This window comes from Odoribacter splanchnicus DSM 20712 (assembly GCF_000190535.1).
Lineage (GTDB): Bacteria > Bacteroidota > Bacteroidia > Bacteroidales > Marinifilaceae > Odoribacter > Odoribacter splanchnicus.
Map to the genome: position 1 here is coordinate 3,219,791 of NC_015160.1, position 17,098 is coordinate 3,236,888.

Annotated in this window: 17 protein-coding genes; 12 read left to right on the forward strand and 5 right to left on the reverse strand. The window is 40.3% G+C overall.

The window, feature by feature from the left end:
- Window positions 1-31: 31 nt before the first annotated feature.
- The 8 genes from dxs to ODOSP_RS13635 all read left to right on the forward strand — a co-directional run bounded on the left by dxs (window position 32) and on the right by ODOSP_RS13635 (window position 8,903).
- Window positions 32-1,927 (forward strand): 1-deoxy-D-xylulose-5-phosphate synthase, encoded by a 1,896-nt coding sequence (gene dxs, locus ODOSP_RS13600; RefSeq protein ID WP_041556859.1) that lies wholly within the window; start codon window positions 32-34, stop codon window positions 1,925-1,927.
- On the forward strand, window positions 1,924-2,643 hold the full coding sequence (locus tag ODOSP_RS13605; protein ID WP_013612877.1) for a Crp/Fnr family transcriptional regulator: 720 nt from the start codon (window positions 1,924-1,926) through the stop codon (window positions 2,641-2,643). The genes dxs and ODOSP_RS13605 overlap by 4 nt, the downstream gene beginning before the upstream one ends.
- A 55-nt stretch (window positions 2,644-2,698) precedes the next feature.
- The gene (locus tag ODOSP_RS13610) at window positions 2,699-3,898 is read left to right on the forward strand and encodes a pyridoxal phosphate-dependent aminotransferase (RefSeq protein WP_013612878.1); all 1,200 of its coding nucleotides are present in this window, start codon (window positions 2,699-2,701) and stop codon (window positions 3,896-3,898) included.
- Between the two features lie 113 nt (window positions 3,899-4,011).
- Complete coding sequence (locus ODOSP_RS13615; RefSeq protein ID WP_013612879.1) at window positions 4,012-5,142, forward strand: 1-acyl-sn-glycerol-3-phosphate acyltransferase; 1,131 nt, start codon at window positions 4,012-4,014, stop codon at window positions 5,140-5,142.
- Window positions 5,143-5,414: 272 nt separating this feature from the next.
- The gene (locus tag ODOSP_RS13620) at window positions 5,415-5,708 is read left to right on the forward strand and encodes a hypothetical protein (protein ID WP_013612881.1); all 294 of its coding nucleotides are present in this window, start codon (window positions 5,415-5,417) and stop codon (window positions 5,706-5,708) included.
- The gene (gene gltX, locus ODOSP_RS13625) at window positions 5,686-7,206 is read left to right on the forward strand and encodes a glutamate--tRNA ligase (RefSeq protein ID WP_013612882.1); all 1,521 of its coding nucleotides are present in this window, start codon (window positions 5,686-5,688) and stop codon (window positions 7,204-7,206) included. Before ODOSP_RS13620 ends, gltX begins: the two co-directional genes overlap by 23 nt.
- Window positions 7,207-7,215: 9 nt before the next feature.
- The gene (locus ODOSP_RS13630) at window positions 7,216-7,551 is read left to right on the forward strand and encodes a DUF4870 domain-containing protein (protein WP_013612883.1); all 336 of its coding nucleotides are present in this window, start codon (window positions 7,216-7,218) and stop codon (window positions 7,549-7,551) included.
- Window positions 7,552-7,715: 164 nt separating this feature from the next.
- Window positions 7,716-8,903 carry a hypothetical protein gene (locus tag ODOSP_RS13635; protein ID WP_013612884.1) on the forward strand — a complete coding sequence of 396 codons (1,188 nt, stop codon included), beginning with the start codon at window positions 7,716-7,718 and terminating at the stop codon, window positions 8,901-8,903.
- Here ODOSP_RS13635 and dusB read toward each other — a convergent pair.
- Window positions 8,890-9,891 (reverse strand): tRNA dihydrouridine synthase DusB, encoded by a 1,002-nt coding sequence (gene dusB / locus ODOSP_RS13640; RefSeq protein WP_013612885.1) that lies wholly within the window; start codon window positions 9,889-9,891, stop codon window positions 8,890-8,892. The genes ODOSP_RS13635 and dusB overlap by 14 nt on opposite strands.
- Window positions 9,892-9,982: 91 nt before the next feature.
- Here dusB and ODOSP_RS13645 point away from each other — a divergent pair, with 91 nt between their 5' ends.
- The 4 genes from ODOSP_RS13645 (at window position 9,983) to ODOSP_RS13660 (ending at window position 12,938) form a co-directional block, all read left to right on the forward strand.
- Entirely contained in the window at window positions 9,983-10,525 is a 543-nt protein-coding gene (locus ODOSP_RS13645) for a hypothetical protein (RefSeq protein ID WP_013612886.1), read from the forward strand.
- 45 nt (window positions 10,526-10,570) lie between these two features.
- Window positions 10,571-11,056, forward strand: a complete 486-nt coding sequence (locus ODOSP_RS13650; RefSeq protein ID WP_013612887.1) for an RNA polymerase sigma factor — start codon at window positions 10,571-10,573, stop codon at window positions 11,054-11,056.
- 27 nt (window positions 11,057-11,083) lie between these two features.
- Window positions 11,084-11,953: a hypothetical protein gene (locus ODOSP_RS13655; protein ID WP_013612888.1), complete on the forward strand. Its 870-nt coding sequence runs from the start codon at window positions 11,084-11,086 to the stop codon at window positions 11,951-11,953.
- Window positions 11,954-12,014: 61 nt separating this feature from the next.
- Complete coding sequence (locus tag ODOSP_RS13660; protein WP_013612889.1) at window positions 12,015-12,938, forward strand: outer membrane beta-barrel protein; 924 nt, start codon at window positions 12,015-12,017, stop codon at window positions 12,936-12,938.
- 79 nt (window positions 12,939-13,017) lie between these two features.
- Here the strand turns inward: ODOSP_RS13660 and ODOSP_RS13665 are convergent, their stop codons facing one another.
- Genes ODOSP_RS13665 through ODOSP_RS13680 form a run of 4 tightly spaced genes read right to left on the reverse strand, consistent with a single transcriptional unit; the run spans window position 13,018 to window position 17,073 of the window.
- Entirely contained in the window at window positions 13,018-14,112 is a 1,095-nt protein-coding gene (locus ODOSP_RS13665) for a bifunctional 3-deoxy-7-phosphoheptulonate synthase/chorismate mutase type II (protein WP_013612890.1), read from the reverse strand.
- A 33-nt stretch (window positions 14,113-14,145) separates the two neighbouring features.
- On the reverse strand, window positions 14,146-15,003 hold the full coding sequence (locus ODOSP_RS13670; protein WP_262496259.1) for a prephenate dehydrogenase: 858 nt from the start codon (window positions 15,001-15,003) through the stop codon (window positions 14,146-14,148).
- Window positions 15,004-15,021: 18 nt separating this feature from the next.
- Window positions 15,022-16,215, reverse strand: a complete 1,194-nt coding sequence (locus ODOSP_RS13675) for a pyridoxal phosphate-dependent aminotransferase (protein WP_013612892.1) — start codon at window positions 16,213-16,215, stop codon at window positions 15,022-15,024.
- A 39-nt stretch (window positions 16,216-16,254) separates the two neighbouring features.
- Window positions 16,255-17,073: a prephenate dehydratase gene (locus tag ODOSP_RS13680; RefSeq protein ID WP_013612893.1), complete on the reverse strand. Its 819-nt coding sequence runs from the start codon at window positions 17,071-17,073 to the stop codon at window positions 16,255-16,257.
- Window positions 17,074-17,098 lie beyond the last annotated feature (25 nt).

Here is a 17,098-nt window from a genome sequence, read left to right on the forward strand (position 1 = left end):
AGCCCATTATTTATTAGCAAATGATGCATACATGAGTATCCTTGATTCTATAAATACACCTGAAGATTTAAAAAAAGTATCTGAAGATTCATTGATTCAGTTATGTCAGGAAATCCGGCAGAAAATCATCGATGATTGTGCCGAAAATCCGGGACATCTCGGATCAAGTCTGGGAGTCGTAGAATTGACTGTTGCGCTTCATTATATCCTCGACACCCCTTACGACAATCTTGTTTGGGACGTCGGACATCAATCTTATGCCCATAAAATACTCACCGGCCGCAAAGAACAATTCAAAACCAAACGTATCTACGGAGGAATCAGCGGTTTCCCGAAGATATCGGAAAGTGAATACGATTCGTTCGGTACAGGTCATTCTTCTACTTCGATTTCGGCAGCTTTAGGCATGGCTATTGCAGCAAAAATCAACGGAGAAACCGGGCGGCAAAGCGTGGCCGTAATCGGCGACGGTTCGATGACAGGCGGAATGGCTTTCGAAGCCCTCAACAATGCCGGGGTATACGATTCCAACCTATTAGTCATCCTGAACGACAATAATATGGCGATCGATCCCAACGTAGGAGGCTTGAACGAATATCTGTTGGACATCAGTACTTCTAAGACCTATAATAAAATCAAGGGGGATGTATGGAACGTTTTAGGTAAACTAAACCGGATCAGTCCAGGCATGAGGAATTTTATCCAGAATATCGACAATAGCATAAAATCGATGCTTCTGAAAAAAAGTAATCTTTTCGAAGCTATGGGATTACGTTATTTCGGTCCTGTCGACGGCCACGATATCCATCATCTGATCAAAATATTACGGGACCTGAAAAATATACCGGGTCCTAAAGTTTTGCATTGCATTACGGTCAAAGGAAAAGGATTTAAAGAAGCCGAAATCAATCAAACAATCTGGCATGCCCCCGGCAAGTTCAATAAAGTGACCGGAGAGCGAATTAAAGAGAATAATCCTAACATTCCGGCCAAATTTCAGGATGTTTTTGGAAACACAGTCACAGAGCTGGCGAAGAGCAATTCCAAGATCATCGGAATCACCCCTGCTATGCCTACCGGCTGTTCATTAAATATCATGATGCATGAAATGCCGGATCGTTGTTTCGATGTCGGGATTGCCGAGCAACACGCCGTCACTTTTTCTGCCGGCCTGGCGGCAAAAGGATTTGTTCCTTTCTGCAATATCTATTCTTCATTTATGCAGAGAGCCTACGATCAGGTGATTCATGATGTCGCCCTACAAAATCTGAATGTTGTATTTTGCCTCGACCGGGCCGGTTTTGTCGGAGCCGACGGAGCCACCCATCATGGAGCTTTTGATTTAGCCTATTTCAGATGCATTCCGAATATGATCATCGCAGCTCCCCTGGACGAAGCGGAACTGAGAAATATGATGTACACCGCCCAATTACCTGACCAGGGACCTTTTTCCATCCGCTATCCACGCGGAAACGGTTTTCTTGCCGATTGGCATACTCCTTTTCAGGAACTGGAAATCGGTAAAGGCAGATGTTTGATCGAGGGAGAAAAAATAGCGATTTTATCTATCGGAAGTATCGGAAATGTAGCGAAGAAAGCTGTATCTCACTTCGAAGAATCGCTCGTCGCCCTTTATGATATGCGTTTTTTAAAACCTATAGACGAAGAATTATTACATACCGTTTTTCAAAAATTTTCTAAAATAATCACCTTGGAAGACGGAACGATTCAAGGTGGATTAGGAAGTGCTGTCGCCGAATTTATGGCCGACCACCAATATCATGCTACTATAAAAAGATTAGGAATTCCGGATAAGTTTATCGAGCACGGAACTCAACAACAATTATATGAAGAATGCGGATTCGATGAAAAAAGCATAACCCGGTGCATTCAGGAAATGCTCATAGAAAAGGATACCAGAGAATGAAAAACGAATTAAACAAACATTCAAATATAGTTTTGCCGGACTTAGGGTCTTGTTACAAAAAACTAAAACAGACCTTTACCAATCTTTCGGACGAAGAATTAAAAGGCCTGCTTCGTCCGGATTCGGTCAAATATTACAAGAAAGGTGAACTGATTTACGCGGAAGGCACAAGAATCAAAGGTTGTTATTTCATATACAGCGGAATCATCAAAATATATCAAACAGGACATGAAGGGAAAGAGCAAATTATCAAATTCGATCAGGAAGGAGACCTCTTCGGCTTCCGTTCAGTCATCCGGCACGAACCTGCTTGCACCTCTATAGAAACACATTCAGAGGCAATTCTATGTTATATACCCGATTCGGTTTTGTTAAACTTAATCCGGAATAATTCAGGTTTTGCCTACGATATGATGCAAATAGCCTGTAAAGAATTGGGCGACTCGAATCGTTACATCCGGGATATTGCACAAAAATCTGTAAAAGAACGCCTGGCCGAGATCTTACTCCTCATTGCAGATGATTTCGGTATCGAACAAGACGGAAGTTTAAAACTGAATATCACCCGTGAAGACCTTAGCAATTTTGTCGGGACAGCGACAGAAACCGTTATTCGTTTACTTTCCGACTACAAAAACGACGGATTGATCGAAGTCAAAGGACGTAAAATAAAATTATTGAATATTGAAAAACTGAAAACGATTGCAGGAATGTAAAAAATATTGTATCTTGAGGGGCATTTAAAAAGAGGAACCTTCAAAGAAATACAATATGTTACAAATCTCAGAAAAAGGAAAAAAAATCCCGGCTTCTCCGATCCGTAAGCTGGTCCCTTATGCAGACCGTGCCAAAGAAAGAGGAATAAAGGTCTATCACCTGAATATCGGACAGCCGGATATCGCTACTCCTGAAGTAGCTTTGAAAGCAGTCCGGCAAATGAAACTTCCTGTAATCGAATATACGGCTTCCGCCGGAAATCATACACTTCGTACCAAATTAGCCGGATATTATCAGAAATTAGGGATCTCCCTGACCGAAGAAGACATACTGATTACTACCGGTGGCTCGGAAGCCATTCTGTTTGCTTTCATGAGCACCTTGAACGAGGGAGATGAAATTATTATACCGGAGCCGTTTTACGCCAATTATACGGCTTTCGCCTTAATGGTCGGAGCCAAAATTAAAACGGTAACAGCAAAAATCGAAGACAATTTCGCCCTTCCACCGATGAGTGAATTTGAAAAACAAATTACACCCAAAACCAAAGGAATTGTAATTGTCAACCCCAATAATCCGACAGGTTATCTATATTCCCCCAAAGAGCTGGAAGAGTTGGCGAAGATTGTAAAAAAACACGAATTATACCTATATTCTGACGAAGTCTACAGACGATATTGTTATGATGGCTTAAAACATTTTTCAGTAATGAATCTGAAAGGAATCGAACAAAACACCATTCTTTTCGATTCCATGTCGAAGCGTTACAGCGAATGCGGTATCCGTGTCGGAGCGATCATCACTAAAAATAAAGCGATATTGGATGCAGCCCTCAAATTCGGCATGGCCCGCCTTTGCCCTCCCGCTTTGGGACAAATTGCAGCCGAAGCCTCTCTGGACACCACCGACGAATATTTTGAAAGCGTCTATCATGAATATATCAAAAGAAGAAACTTCATGGTAGAAGCCTTGAATAAAATGCCGGGAGTGGTTTGTCCTATACCCAAAGGGGCCTTTTATTCCATAGTCAAGTTGCCTGTCGACGACGCTGAAAAATTCGCTCAATGGTTATTGGAAGAATTCGACTATAACGGTCAAACCGTTATGCTCGCCCCTGCCAGCGGCTTCTATTATACTCCCGGATTAGGCAAAAATGAAGTAAGAATAGCTTATGTTCTAAAAATCAGTGATCTTCAAAAAGCGATGGAAATTTTATCCGTAGCTTTAAAGACTTACCCGGGAAAGACATTATAAATTAAGAAACAGATTAATAGGCATTTTCCGGGAAGTTTTAGCAGATAGCTTTCAGCTTTTAGCTTTTAGTTTTATCTTTGCAGCAGAAAAGAATTATTTTTTAAAATAAAATTATGACATCGGATTCCGAATTTAACACCATCAGACCCTATTGCGATAGCGAAATAGAGGCAGCAATAGAACGTCTATGTAAATCAGAAGAATTTTTGACTCTGTTTACACACCTAACTAAAATGGACCGTGCAACCATACAAGGAGCTTTACAAGGAATTCGAAGCCGTGCGGAATTTCAAGCCAAATTTTTCGGTCCGGCCATCCAATCTCTGATCAATACGACTACAGACGGAATTACAGTATCAGGAATGGAATTGGTCGACAAAAATACTTCTTATATTTTTATGTCCAATCATCGGGATATCATTCTCGATTCAGCCATCCTGAATGTGCTTTTGCGTCAACATGGTAATAAATACACCCGGGCTGCTATAGGAAGTAATCTCCTGATCAACGACTGGGTAACCGATTTGGTCAAATTAGATTCTTGTTTTGTCATAGAGAGAGATATAACAGTGAGAGAAATGCTTACGAGTTCGGCTCTCCGCTCAAAATATATCCGGGAAGTCATCGAAGAAAACGAAGATTCGGTATGGATCGCCGAACGGGAAGGAAGAACTAAAAACGGCGATGATAAAGCCCAACCCAGTCTATTGAAAATGCTGAAGATGAGCGGTCCCACCCAATTCGGGATCAATTTCAGAGAACTACATATCATGCCCCTCGCCATCTCCTACGAATGGGAGCCTTGCGATGCCCTGAAAACCTCGGAATTATATACCAAAACCGTCGGAGAATATATCAAAACTCCCGAAGCCGATATGAACAGTATGCTCACCGGGCTAAGTGACTACAAAGGACGCGTACATTTCCATATCGATCAGCTCACAGATCAGGAATTCGATGAACTGGATCAACTTCCCTCCAATGGAGACAGAATAGAAGCACTCGCCGGAATTATCGATTCTAAAATTCATCAGAATTTCAAGCTTTGGCCGAATAATTACATTGCCTATGATTTATTACATTCGGTAAATAAATTCAAAGCATTCTATACCGAAGAAGAAAAGAAACGTTTTATCGAAGTGATGACTCAAAAAATGGATAAACTGGAAGGGAATATTTCCCTACTGAACAATATTTATCTGGAAATATATGCTAATCCGGTAAAAAATCAATTGAAATTATAATCCTTCGTACAGCAAGGACGAATACAATGTTTAACGGATAGAAAAAACGATTCGCCTGCCGCATTTTAATTTTACATATAAGTTATACCCACTATGAAAATTATTCGCCTACTGATAATACTCACTGCTTTCTTACTGATGATATCGAGTGCACTATCTCTATTTAGCAATACCGATAGGACACCGGTCTATATCAACGTCGCTTCTATGGCTTGTTTAATGATAGTCGTTACACTGTTAAACTTCAAGAATAAAAATAAAAACGAACAATAATGTACAAAGTAAAACGTACAATTTACGTCGATAACCAATCGATTGACGTTTGGTTCGGATTAGTAAGCAAAACCAAAAACGGTAAAAACGGAAAATATACGGTCTATCTGTTGACCGACGATCCCAACAATCCTTATAATCACGCGGAGCCTATCTTGAGCAATATCACCTCAAAAGAAACAGCCGTCCGAAAAGCAATCGAATATACCAAAGAGCTGTTTCATAATATATTGATCAGCCAAAAAAACAACAATAAATCGCAAGAAGACAATGGAAAGAAAAGTCAGAGTTAGATTTGCTCCAAGTCCGACGGGAGCGCTTCACTTAGGAGGAGTAAGAACAGCCCTCTTCAATTATCTGTTTGCCCGCCATTATGGTGGAGATTTTCTTTTAAGAATCGAAGATACTGACCAAACCCGGTATGTACCCGGTGCAGAAGAATACATTATAGAGTCTTTGAAATGGTGTGGCTTAAAAGTGGATGAAGGAGTTGGGGTAGGTGGAGAATACAGTCCATATCGTCAAAGTGAAAGAAAAGAAATCTACAAAAAATATGCCCTCCAACTCGTTGAATCGGGAAATGCATACTACTCTTTCGATACAGCCGAAGAATTGGATGCGATGAGAAAAGAGTGTGAAGGACGTGGGGAAACATTTATTTACAATGCCACGAGCAGAGGTAAATTAAAGAATTCCCTGAATATGGATGCCGGTAAAGTAAAACAATTGCTGGAAGCGGGTGTGCATTATGTCATCCGTTTTAAAATGCCCGAGCATGAAGATCTTCTCCTTCACGACATTATTCGCGGAGAAGTCCATTTCAACAGCTCCCTGCTTGACGATAAAGTGCTCTATAAGTCGGACGGAATGCCTACTTATCACCTGGCCAACATTGTAGACGACCACTTAATGAAAATCACCCATGTTATCCGTGGAGAAGAATGGTTGCCTTCTCTTCCCTTACATGTGTTGCTTTACAAAGCCTTCGGTTGGGAAGACACCATGCCTGAATTCGCTCACCTCCCGCTGATCTTAAAACCGGTAGGGAACGGCAAATTAAGCAAACGGGACGGTAACAAAATGGGATTCCCGGTATTCCCGATGGAATTTACAGATCCGGCAACCGGAGAAAAATGGCATGGCTACAAAGAAGACGGTTATTTTCCTGAAGCATTCATCAATATGCTGGCCCTTTTGGGATGGAATCCGGGTACGGACCAGGAAATATTCTCCCTTCAGGAGTTATGCGAACTATTCACTTTAGACAGAGTTAAAAAGTCAGGAGCTAAATTCGATCCCGAAAAAACAAAATGGTTTAATCATAAATATTTGGTGGCTAAACCGGATGCTGAATTAGCAGATCTAGTCGACGAAATGCTTAAAGCAGAACAAATCGTTTTCGACAGGAAAAAAACCGAGAAAATCTGTAGTCTGATGAAAGAACGCTATAATTTTGTAGCCGATTTGTATGCAGACTGCCGCTTTTTCTTCGTTACTCCTACCGAATTTAATGAAAAAGATACCAAAAAATATTGGAAAGAAGATACACCTGCTTTAATGCGTGAATTACTGGAAATACTGAAGAGTATCGATGATTATTCTTTTGCCAATACGGAGAAAATCATTTCTGCCTGGATCACCGAAAAAGGCTTAGGCTTCGGTAAGGTAATGAATCCTTTCCGGGTAGCCATTATCGGTGCTGCTAAAGGACCGCATATGTTCGATGTTATCGAAATTATCGGTAAAGAAGAAACGATACGCCGTATGGAAAAAGCATTGTCCACTTTATAAAACCAAATCATGGAATCGGAAAAACAATATGCCATGTTTATTCATCTTTCCCAATTGGCCGGAAGTATCGTCGTCGGTTTGGGATGGATATTGCCTTTAGTATTGTGGCTGACTAAAAAAGATAGCTCCGAATACATCGATGCCAATGGAAAAATCGTGATGAATTGGATTATTTCCTGCTTGATTTACGGTATTGTCAGTGGTATACTTTGCCTTATAGGGATCGGTGTCGTCCTGCTCATCGCCCTGGCGATATGTAACCTGACATTTATTATCATAGGTTCCGTCAAAGCAAGCCAGGGAAACTTATGGCCTTATCCTTTATCTATTCCATTTATTAAATAAAGAAAAGCAGTTATATACATATTTGCACTTATAATCGTACATTAGGGTAAACATGTATATAAACACTTAAAGAAAATAACCGGAAACTGATATTCCGGTTATTTTTTTCTCGCTTTGTAACAATCTACAGGTGCTGTTCGTCATAGTTGAAAATTGTCTTAGCTATGAAAAAATTTATCGTAATCCTTTTATCCAACTTTATTTTCACAATCAGTTTTGCACAAACCGATGCCGCTTACCGGATCTTCGGTGAAATTATGACAGTAGAGAATAAAGTCTATAAAGGTTTCATCACTTGGAATGGGAACAAAAATTATTGGATAGATTTTTTTGAGGCCTCGAAAATTGAAAATCCTTATCGTTCCTATTTCAAAAGGAGCGACGGATTGGTTTTCAGAGCAAACGACAGGGAATTCATAACACCTCCGACACATAATTTTTGTTGCCGTTTCGGAAATATAAAAAGTATCCGGCCCACTGATGTAAATGAAATCGTTCTGCAATTAAAAAACGGAGACCGACTCACTTTGGTCAAAGGGTACTCATCGGACATAAATACCCATATACGAATTACTACTCCAACCGAAACGACCTCGATAAAATGGGATCATATCAGTGAAATTCATTTTATGGGAGCAGACAAGGAGGCCATTGCCCCCGAAACGAACCAAGTCGCCGGTACGGTAAAAAGTACCCAGGGTATATACAAGGGAATCATTTATTGGAATTCCCAGCAAAGACAAAGTCAGGAAAAAATGAACCAGATAAATATTTTTTTAAACAAAATAAAGAAGTTATATGCATTCAAAGGTAAAAACGGGAACCATACTTTCGGATTGATCCCCTTAGTCTCTCCAAACGATGACCCTGCAGATGCACAGATCAATGCACTTTACCCAGTAGAAAACATAACGATCAACATGCCCAATATCGGTAGCGTATGTGTATCCCGGGCACAATTCGAAGAATTGACGATCATCCCCATCTCCGAATTGAATTTATTGAGTTATGACGATTTTCCAAGTCCCCAAGCCATAAAAGGAGAAGTAGTCACCCGCTCGGGACAAACTTTCGCCGGTAACCTGGCTTACGATCTGGACGAGAGCTATGAATTTGAAGTGCTCGACGGTAAAAACAATACGATCAGCTACCGTATCCCGTTTCGTTACATCCGCTCCATCGCACCAAAAAATTACAAATATTCCTTTATCACGCTACGGAATAACAGTCAGCTCAGCCTGGGAGAAACTTGTGATGTCAATCAGGATAACAATGGAATTATTATTTTCAGGAACGGTCAAAATCCAGTATACATCCTATGGTCGGAAATAAAAGAAATCAATCTGAAATGATCAGGTTGTAATCATCTGAATAGCGCTTTTCTATTTCATCGAAAACCTCCCAAAGAACGTCGATCGTCGGAGCCTGTAACATTCGGATCCGAAGATCCCTGAAATGAGGTAAACCTTTAAACATAGAGGCCATATGACGCCTCATATGCAGTAATCCACGAACCTCGTCGATCCACTCTACCGATAAGAGAATTTGTTCTTTGATCACCTCGATCTGTTCTTTTACAGATAAATCGGGTAATAACTCACCCGTTTCAAAATAATGCCTGATTTGTTTAAATATCCAGGGATGCCCGATCGTAGCTCTTCCGATCATTACGCCATCGACTCCATACCTCTCGAAAGCCTCTTTCGCTTTCTCCGGAGAAGTAATATCTCCATTGCCTAAAATAGGAATTTTTATCCGGGGATTATTTTTTACCCGGGCAATCGGTTCCCAATCGGCTTCTCCGGAATACATCTGAGAACGGGTACGCCCATGAATAGCCAAAGCCTGAATCCCCACATCCTGCAAACGTTCAGCAATGTCTTCGATAATGATATGCTCACAATCCCAGCCTAAACGGGTTTTTGCCGTCACAGGAATCTTAACGGCTTGTACAATCTGCCGTGTCATTTCAACCATCAAAGGAATGTCCTTCAACATGCCGGCCCCGGCCCCTTTCTGAGCAACCCGTTTCACCGGACATCCAAAATTAATATCTATAAAATCAGGCCGAACCTCCTCCACAATTTTGGCAGCTTCGACCATAGAATCGATAAAACGTCCGTAGATCTGAATCGTAACCGGACGTTCTGTTTCATCGATCGTCAATTTTTTCAACGATTTATTCACCGAACGAACCAACGCATCGGCAGATACAAACTCAGAATACAACCAATCCGCACCATATTTCTTACAAAATTTCCGGAAAGGAGGATTGGTCACATCTTCCATCGGAGCCAATATCAATGGCCTGTCTCCTACTTCTATCCCAGCTACTTTCATTTATTATTCAGATATTTTAAACATTATATTAACGGTCTTCCCGGCAAATACGCTAATTTTACGACAAAAATAAATAAAATGCAGTTGTAAGATGATGTTACTGATAAAAATCAGCCTATTATTTAGCCTGTTATTGCCTGACTCCGGAAAATGGCAAAGAATTCAGACCCCGGAATGTATTTCGTTCCTGTTTCCTAATACTCCTGAAAAGATTGTAAATACAAACAACGGGATACGTTCCACCATTTACCAAACCAAAGATCTGACCTGCGTATTTGGAATTGTTTGTTCAGATATGTCATCTAAAAAGATCAGAATAACAAGTGAATACGCTCAAATACTTTATGAAGAACTTAAAAAAGGGAGTTTATCCATCGAAACGGCGATCCTCAAAGAAGAAAAAACGATTCCTTACGAAAATATGATTATCAAAGAAATTCAATACTCTATCTATAAAGATAAGTATGAGATGACCTATATTAAAAGATTTATTTTCAGAGATAATTATATTTATCAAATATCGATAGGAGGACGTACCCGCCATATGTCTGTCATTCAAAACGAAATGGAAACATTCTTCAATTCTATATCCTTCCACGATCCTACAGAAAAGATAAACGAAGTTCAGAATTAGTTTTATTTGTAACTTTTAGCTATATTCGATCGTCATATCTGCAACATGACGAGAAAAGAATATAATAAATGCGTTGATGATTTCGCAGATGCTTTGTTCCGATTTATCGTAAAATCCAGTCACAACAAAGCATTAGCTGACGATATCGTACAAGACAGTTTCCTGATTTTATGGGAAAATGTCTCCGAAATTGCATGCGTTAAAGCGAAGTCATTCCTTTTTACCACCGCCTATCACAAGCTGATCGACACGTTTCGTCATGAAAAAAAGAATGCAGACTTTGAAAATATAAATCCGACAAGTTATTTGACCGAGGAAAAATTTACCGATTTAAATGAAATCCTCGAATTTGCACTCAATAAATTACCGCCGATACAGAAGACGGTTGTATTATTAAGGGATTATGAAAATTACTCTTACAAAGAAATTGCAGAAATTACTTCTTTATCCGAGACTCAAGTGAAAGTGTATATTTTCAGAGCCCGGAATTTTATGAAAGACTTTATTCGTAAACCGGAACTGATACTTTAATACAAATACTATTATTAACAATATATCATGAATATAAATAGAAATAATTATGAGAAATATTTCATCGACTACTTAGAAGGTACTCTTTCTAAGGATGATATTCATGATTTACGGGTATTTCTTTTGTTTAATCAAGATCTGGCGGAATTATTGGATGACATAGCAAAAATAAAATTAACCGCTCCCTCGGTCCGATATACCCGTAAAGAAAACCTCAAAAAAGATGAACTCCATGCATGTAAAGATTATTATGCGATCGTTATTGCTGAGAATTCGCTCAGCACACAAGATATTTCAGACATTAAGCACTCTTCCCGTAAACAAGAAATAACAAAACAGGCAGAAGTATACCGTCAACTGAAACTAACACCGGACACGAAAATACGTTATACCCGAAAATCCAAGCTTTACCATTCGGCTTACCGGCAATTAGGGTACAAATATAGTTCGATTGCTGCTATTCTCCTTTTGATACTGACCATCGCTATAACAGTCCTGAAGTCCGATGATATTCACCCCCAGGCAACCGAAATAACCATGGTCCTTCCGCCTGCGATCGAGATTCCTGCTATAGATCGGGTTCTATTTATAAAAGAGCAATCTTTGCCCCCGCTTCCTTGTCCAAAGCCGGTTATTCCGGTACAACCGACAAGAATCCCGGTAATGACCATCCAGGAATTACCCATTTGTGGAATAACTCCTACTTCGGTTCAGGAAGCGGCAAAAATCCGGATGAGTTCTCCTGCTTTTAATTCTTCGGAACTTATTTTAACAGAAAATGCGATAGCCTGGAAGCCTTCGGAAAGTAAATTTTTAAGTAACAACCTCTTTTCTTCTATGATCAATACAGGAAAAATGATTGCAGAAAAATTGAAAAACAATATCGGTAAGGAGTAACAAATATCCCCCTTAATCCGTCACATTCGAAATAACACATAAATAATTAAAAATAACAATCATGAAAATTCTACTCGCTATCATTTTGATTTTTCCAATTTTCAATATCGTAGCACAAAATCCGGTTCAACCGAAGGATTCTACTGTAGGAAAAGACGAATTGATCATCATTTCACCGGAAAAAAAAGTCCATTCCGATACCTCTGAATTAATGATTATTAGAGACAGTAGTCAAAAACACAAGGAAGCAAATATTTCCGAATTATTTATCATAGGCCGTAATGCCTATAAACGGGGACATATCTGTAAAAACGACCAATACCCGCCATTCGAAGGACATTGGAGTGGATTCTATTATGGTTTCGTCAATTTCGGTAATACCGACTATTCGATGTACGAAGGCACAGCATATGAAGAATACGGAGAATTTATGGAATTGGATTGGAGTCATTCTTTTGCAATGCAATTCAATGTCTTTAAACACAGTATCAATCTGGTACATCGAAATAACTTCGGTATTGTATGGGGGGCCGGGTTTGAATATCAGCGGCTACGGTTCGAAAATAATTATAGTTCCGTAACCTGGGCCGATCATCAACTTATTCCGATCGACTTACACGAAAATGATAAAATTGCCAGTGTTAAACGTAGTAGTTTTAAAACTTTCTACCTGACCATCCCTTTAATGCTTGAACTTCAACTGCCTGCGGCTAAAAGAAACCGATTCTATATTTCCGGAGGTATTATGGGAGGGGTAAGATTACATTCGAAAACAAAAGTCGTTTATAAAGATAGCAGCGGGGATAAACACAAAAAGAAAGAAAAAAATAATTTCAATATGGTCCCCTTCAAAGCCGATCTCGTCGGAAGAGTGGGCTATAAACGCCTGAGCCTTTGGGGAAGCTACACGCTGACCAATATGTTCAAATCCGATAAAGGCCCGGAACTGCATGCTTATACGGTAGGCATCGGTGTTACCTTTTAGCAAACGATAAAAAGTTTCCGGGAATACAGCAGTCAAATTATTGGCCGGCTGCTGTCACCTGGAAACTTGAAAACACAAACTATTCGTTCATCACCTTTGTTTGCCGGTCGATGGAAGCTTGGTGAATCGCTTTGAAAACTTTTTCTAAAAACTCATTATCCAGTCCCGTCTCAGCTCCTTTGACAAACACCTTTTCCAGGATTTTATCCCAACGTCCGGGTTGCAGAATAGTAATATTATTTTGCTTTTTATATTTTCCGATTTCGTCGGATACCTTCATCCGCCGGGTCAATAGCTCCAATATATCGTTATCGATATCATCGATCTGCGCCCGCAATTCATCTATGTTTTCCTTGTATTCTATGTTTTCCGAATCTATATCCCGGATAATCAGTTTTCCTAAAATTTCCCGAAGAGAAGTCGGTGTGACTTGCTGTGCAGCATCACTCAAAGCTATTTCAGGACAAATATGGGATTCGATGATCAGTCCGTCGAACCCCAAATCCATCGCTTGCTGGGAAACTTCCTGAATATATTCCCGTTTACCTGAAATATGGCTTGGGTCACAAATCATCAACATATCGGGAAAACGCCGTTTTATCTCGATAGGTAATTGCCACTGAGGAACATTGCGGTACTTGGATTTTACATAAGCAGAAAAACCCCGATGAATCACACCGATTTTTTTCAGTCCTGCCATATTTAAGCGTTCCAAAGCACCGATCCAGAGTTCGACATCCGGATTGACAGGATTTTTCACTAAAACCGGAATATCGGTACCTTTTAAAGCGTCGGCTATTTCCTGCATAGCAAAAGGATTGGCAGAAGTACGTGCCCCGATCCACAACATATCCACGCCGGCTTTCAGAGCTTCGTACACATGTTTGACATTAGCTACTTCCGTAGAAATTTTCATTCCTAACTCACGCTGCACCCGCTTCATCCAGACTAATCCTTCGGAACCGACTCCCTCGAAACAATTCGGACGGGTACGGGGTTTCCAGATCCCTGCCCTCAAAACTTCCACTCCGGCGGCCTTCAAACCTTTGGCTGTTTCAAAAACTTGTTGTTCACTCTCCGCACTGCAAGGTCCTGCAATAATAATAGGCTTAGTGGTATCTGTAAATAATCTCCAGTCCTCTACTTTTACCAAATCTAATTTTGTCGCTGTCATATATTTCTTTTTTATAAATTCAAATCAGTATTCTTACCGGATGATCCTTTTTATTTTATTAGCCTTATGGATCAAGTCCTTCACTCCTTTTTCATCATAATCTGCAATATGTTTTTTAAATTCCTGCAATTTTTCGATATAGGTATCTAAAACAGTCAATATATTCTCTTTATTCTGAGAGAATATCGGAGCCCACATGTCTGCATTACTTTTAGCCAATCGTACCGTCGATGAAAAACCACCGGAAGCCAGGTCAAAGATATTCTTTTCATTCTTTTCTTTTTCCAAAACAGTCAACGCAAGTGCAAAAGAAGTGATATGGGAAATATGGGAAATATAAGCCGTATGCATGTCATGATGTGCGGCCCGCATATATATCACCCTCATATTGAGGCAATCATACATTTGCTTGACCAGTTCGACGGCTTGCATATACGAATCTTCAGCATTGCAAATAATGCCTGCCCGTCCGTCGAATAATCCGGGCAAAGCAGCCCAGGGACCCGAATATTCTGTCCCTGCCATGGGATGAGCAGCGACAAAATTCTTCCGGTTCGGATGATAACGAACCATATCGTTGATTTTTTCTTTCGTCGAACAGACATCGGTCACTACCTGACGGTCCACCTTATCCAGTATATCCGGGATCATCCGGATAGCTATACTTACCGGCACAGCTACGACAATCATATCGCTCATAGCAATACATTCTTCATAACTGACGATTTCGTCGACCAATCCCAATTCCTTCGCAGCCGAAGCATGCAAAGCATCCGCTTCAACCCCGACAACACGATCGGCAAAACCCCGGTTTTTCAAATCTACTGCCATAGAACCACCGATCAATCCAACTCCTATTATTCCAACTTGCATATCAACATTTCTTTTTATCCGACATTTACAACTGCTTCAACACCACGAACCATGTTTAAAATGACTCACATGTAAAACCCGGCGAATCCGTCCGGCAGCTTCACGTAATACCTCTTGTTTCGCACACAATGAAATCCGGATATAACGTTCGCCGTTACTTCCAAAAATAAAACCGGGAGTAATAAATACATGCGCTTTTTGCAAAATCATATCCGACAATTTTTCCCCACTCTCTTCCCGGTCATCGATCTTTCCCCACAAAAACATACCTCCGCTATGTTTATCGTATCTCACACCCAACAGATCGAAAATTTCTCCGGCCAATTTCTGTCTTTCCCGGTATTCTGCATTCAATTGTGCATACCAATCGTCTTTTTGGGATAAAGCTTTCACAGCTGCCAATTGGAGCGGTTTGAACATACCCGAATCCATATTGCTTTTCACTTTCAACACCTGGGAAATGACATCTGCATCTCCGGCAATCATCCCGATTCTCCAACCCGACATATGATGTGCTTTACTCAGTGAGTTCAGTTCCACACAGCAGGTTTTCGCCCCATCGATACTCAAAATACTCAGTTGTTCATCATTTAATATAAAACTATAGGGATTATCATTACAGATCAAAATCCGGTGTTTCAAGCCAAACTCTACCAACCTTTCGTATAATGCCATCGTAGCTTTTGCTCCGGTAGGCATATTCGGATAATTTGTCCACATCATTTTTACCCTGGAAAGATCCCTGTTTTCCAACTGTTCAAAATCGGGCATCCATCCGGTTTCTTCCTTCAAATCATAAAGCACGATCCCGGCTTCTGCCAGTAAAGAAGCCGAGGAATAAGTGGGATATCCGGGATTAGGTACAAGCACTTGATCTCCTTTATTCAAAAAAGCCAGAGACAATAACAAAATTCCTTCTTTAGAACCGGCCAAAGGTTGAATCTCCGTATCCGGATTCAAATCTACCCGATAATATTTCTTATACCAGGTAGCAAATCCTTCACGCAGTTCTTTTATTCCTTTATAACTTTGATAAGCGTGATTACCTGGATGCTGAGCCTCTTTGATCAAAGTCAGGATAGCTTCCTCGGGTGGCATCCGGTCAGGGGCACCGATTCCCAGATTAATCACTTCGGCTCCTTGTCGGTTCATCAAATCAATCTCTTGTAATTTTTTTGAAAAATAGTATTCACTGACACTATTCGTTCTGTTTGCCGGTTTAATTATCATCGTTTACGATTTTTGATTTACAACTTATATACTTTCTAATCAACAATAACTTTTATATTCCCCCATCACTGTCAGTTCATCGACCAATGGTCTTACAGCATTCATCGCTTCCAGATAATGTCCGTAATCATCGAATTTCAGATCCACATAAAAAAAATACTGCCATTCCTTCCCCGGTATAGGCAAGGATTGTATTTTCGTCAGGTTAAGGTCATAAAAGGCAAATATGGAAAGTACCTGCGATAACCGACCTGTCTTATGAGGCAACGTAAAGCAAATCGAGGATTTATCGATATCTTTCTCTGATACGGTAATATGGTCGTCCAGGATCAGAAAACGGGTGAAATTTTGCTTATGAGTCTCTATACTAGCCTGAAGAATCTCCAAACCGAATAATTCTGCAGCCAATTCAGAAGCAATCGCACCGATCCGTCTTTGTCCGTTCCGCATTATATCGGCAGCACTTTTGGCTGTATCTTCCGATTCTACCAAACGGATATGTGGATATGATTTAAAAAATTCACGGGTCTGGGCTATAGCCATATAATGTGAATGCACTTCAGTAATCTCTTCTATAGTCTGCCCGGACAAAGCCATCAGGTTTTGCTGAATCCGAAGGAATACCTCCCCTTTCACTTTGCGGGAATGTTTATGCAACAAAGAATAATTCGGTAATAATCCTCCTGCCACGGTATTCTCGATAGCCATGATAGCTCCCGAAGCTTTTCCCTGATCCAAAGCAACAAACAAATCTTCAAAACTAAGACATTCACACACACCGATCTCATTTCCATAAAACAACCGGGCAGCTTGCTCGTGAAAACATCCGTGTACTCCTTGAATTGCAATTTTCGTCATTTTCCGTCACTTTTAATTCGTATAT

Bases quoted from the DNA above. Each gene is read 5' to 3' on its own strand.
- dxs (WP_041556859.1), top strand. From the start codon at position 32: ATGAGTATCCTTGATTCTATAAATACACCTGAAGATTTAAAAAAAGTA.
- ODOSP_RS13605 (WP_013612877.1), top strand. From the start codon at position 1,924: ATGAAAAACGAATTAAACAAACATTCAAATATAGTTTTGCCGGACTTA.
- ODOSP_RS13610 (WP_013612878.1), top strand. From the start codon at position 2,699: ATGTTACAAATCTCAGAAAAAGGAAAAAAAATCCCGGCTTCTCCGATC.
- ODOSP_RS13615 (WP_013612879.1), top strand. From the start codon at position 4,012: ATGACATCGGATTCCGAATTTAACACCATCAGACCCTATTGCGATAGC.
- ODOSP_RS13620 (WP_013612881.1), top strand. From the start codon at position 5,415: ATGTACAAAGTAAAACGTACAATTTACGTCGATAACCAATCGATTGAC.
- gltX (WP_013612882.1), top strand. From the start codon at position 5,686: ATGGAAAGAAAAGTCAGAGTTAGATTTGCTCCAAGTCCGACGGGAGCG.
- ODOSP_RS13630 (WP_013612883.1), top strand. From the start codon at position 7,216: ATGGAATCGGAAAAACAATATGCCATGTTTATTCATCTTTCCCAATTG.
- ODOSP_RS13635 (WP_013612884.1), top strand. From the start codon at position 7,716: ATGAAAAAATTTATCGTAATCCTTTTATCCAACTTTATTTTCACAATC.
- dusB (WP_013612885.1), bottom strand. From the start codon at position 9,891: ATGAAAGTAGCTGGGATAGAAGTAGGAGACAGGCCATTGATATTGGCT.
- ODOSP_RS13645 (WP_013612886.1), top strand. From the start codon at position 9,983: ATGATGTTACTGATAAAAATCAGCCTATTATTTAGCCTGTTATTGCCT.
- ODOSP_RS13650 (WP_013612887.1), top strand. From the start codon at position 10,571: ATGACGAGAAAAGAATATAATAAATGCGTTGATGATTTCGCAGATGCT.
- ODOSP_RS13655 (WP_013612888.1), top strand. From the start codon at position 11,084: ATGAATATAAATAGAAATAATTATGAGAAATATTTCATCGACTACTTA.
- ODOSP_RS13660 (WP_013612889.1), top strand. From the start codon at position 12,015: ATGAAAATTCTACTCGCTATCATTTTGATTTTTCCAATTTTCAATATC.
- ODOSP_RS13665 (WP_013612890.1), bottom strand. From the start codon at position 14,112: ATGACAGCGACAAAATTAGATTTGGTAAAAGTAGAGGACTGGAGATTA.
- ODOSP_RS13675 (WP_013612892.1), bottom strand. From the start codon at position 16,215: ATGATAATTAAACCGGCAAACAGAACGAATAGTGTCAGTGAATACTAT.
- ODOSP_RS13680 (WP_013612893.1), bottom strand. From the start codon at position 17,073: ATGACGAAAATTGCAATTCAAGGAGTACACGGATGTTTTCACGAGCAA.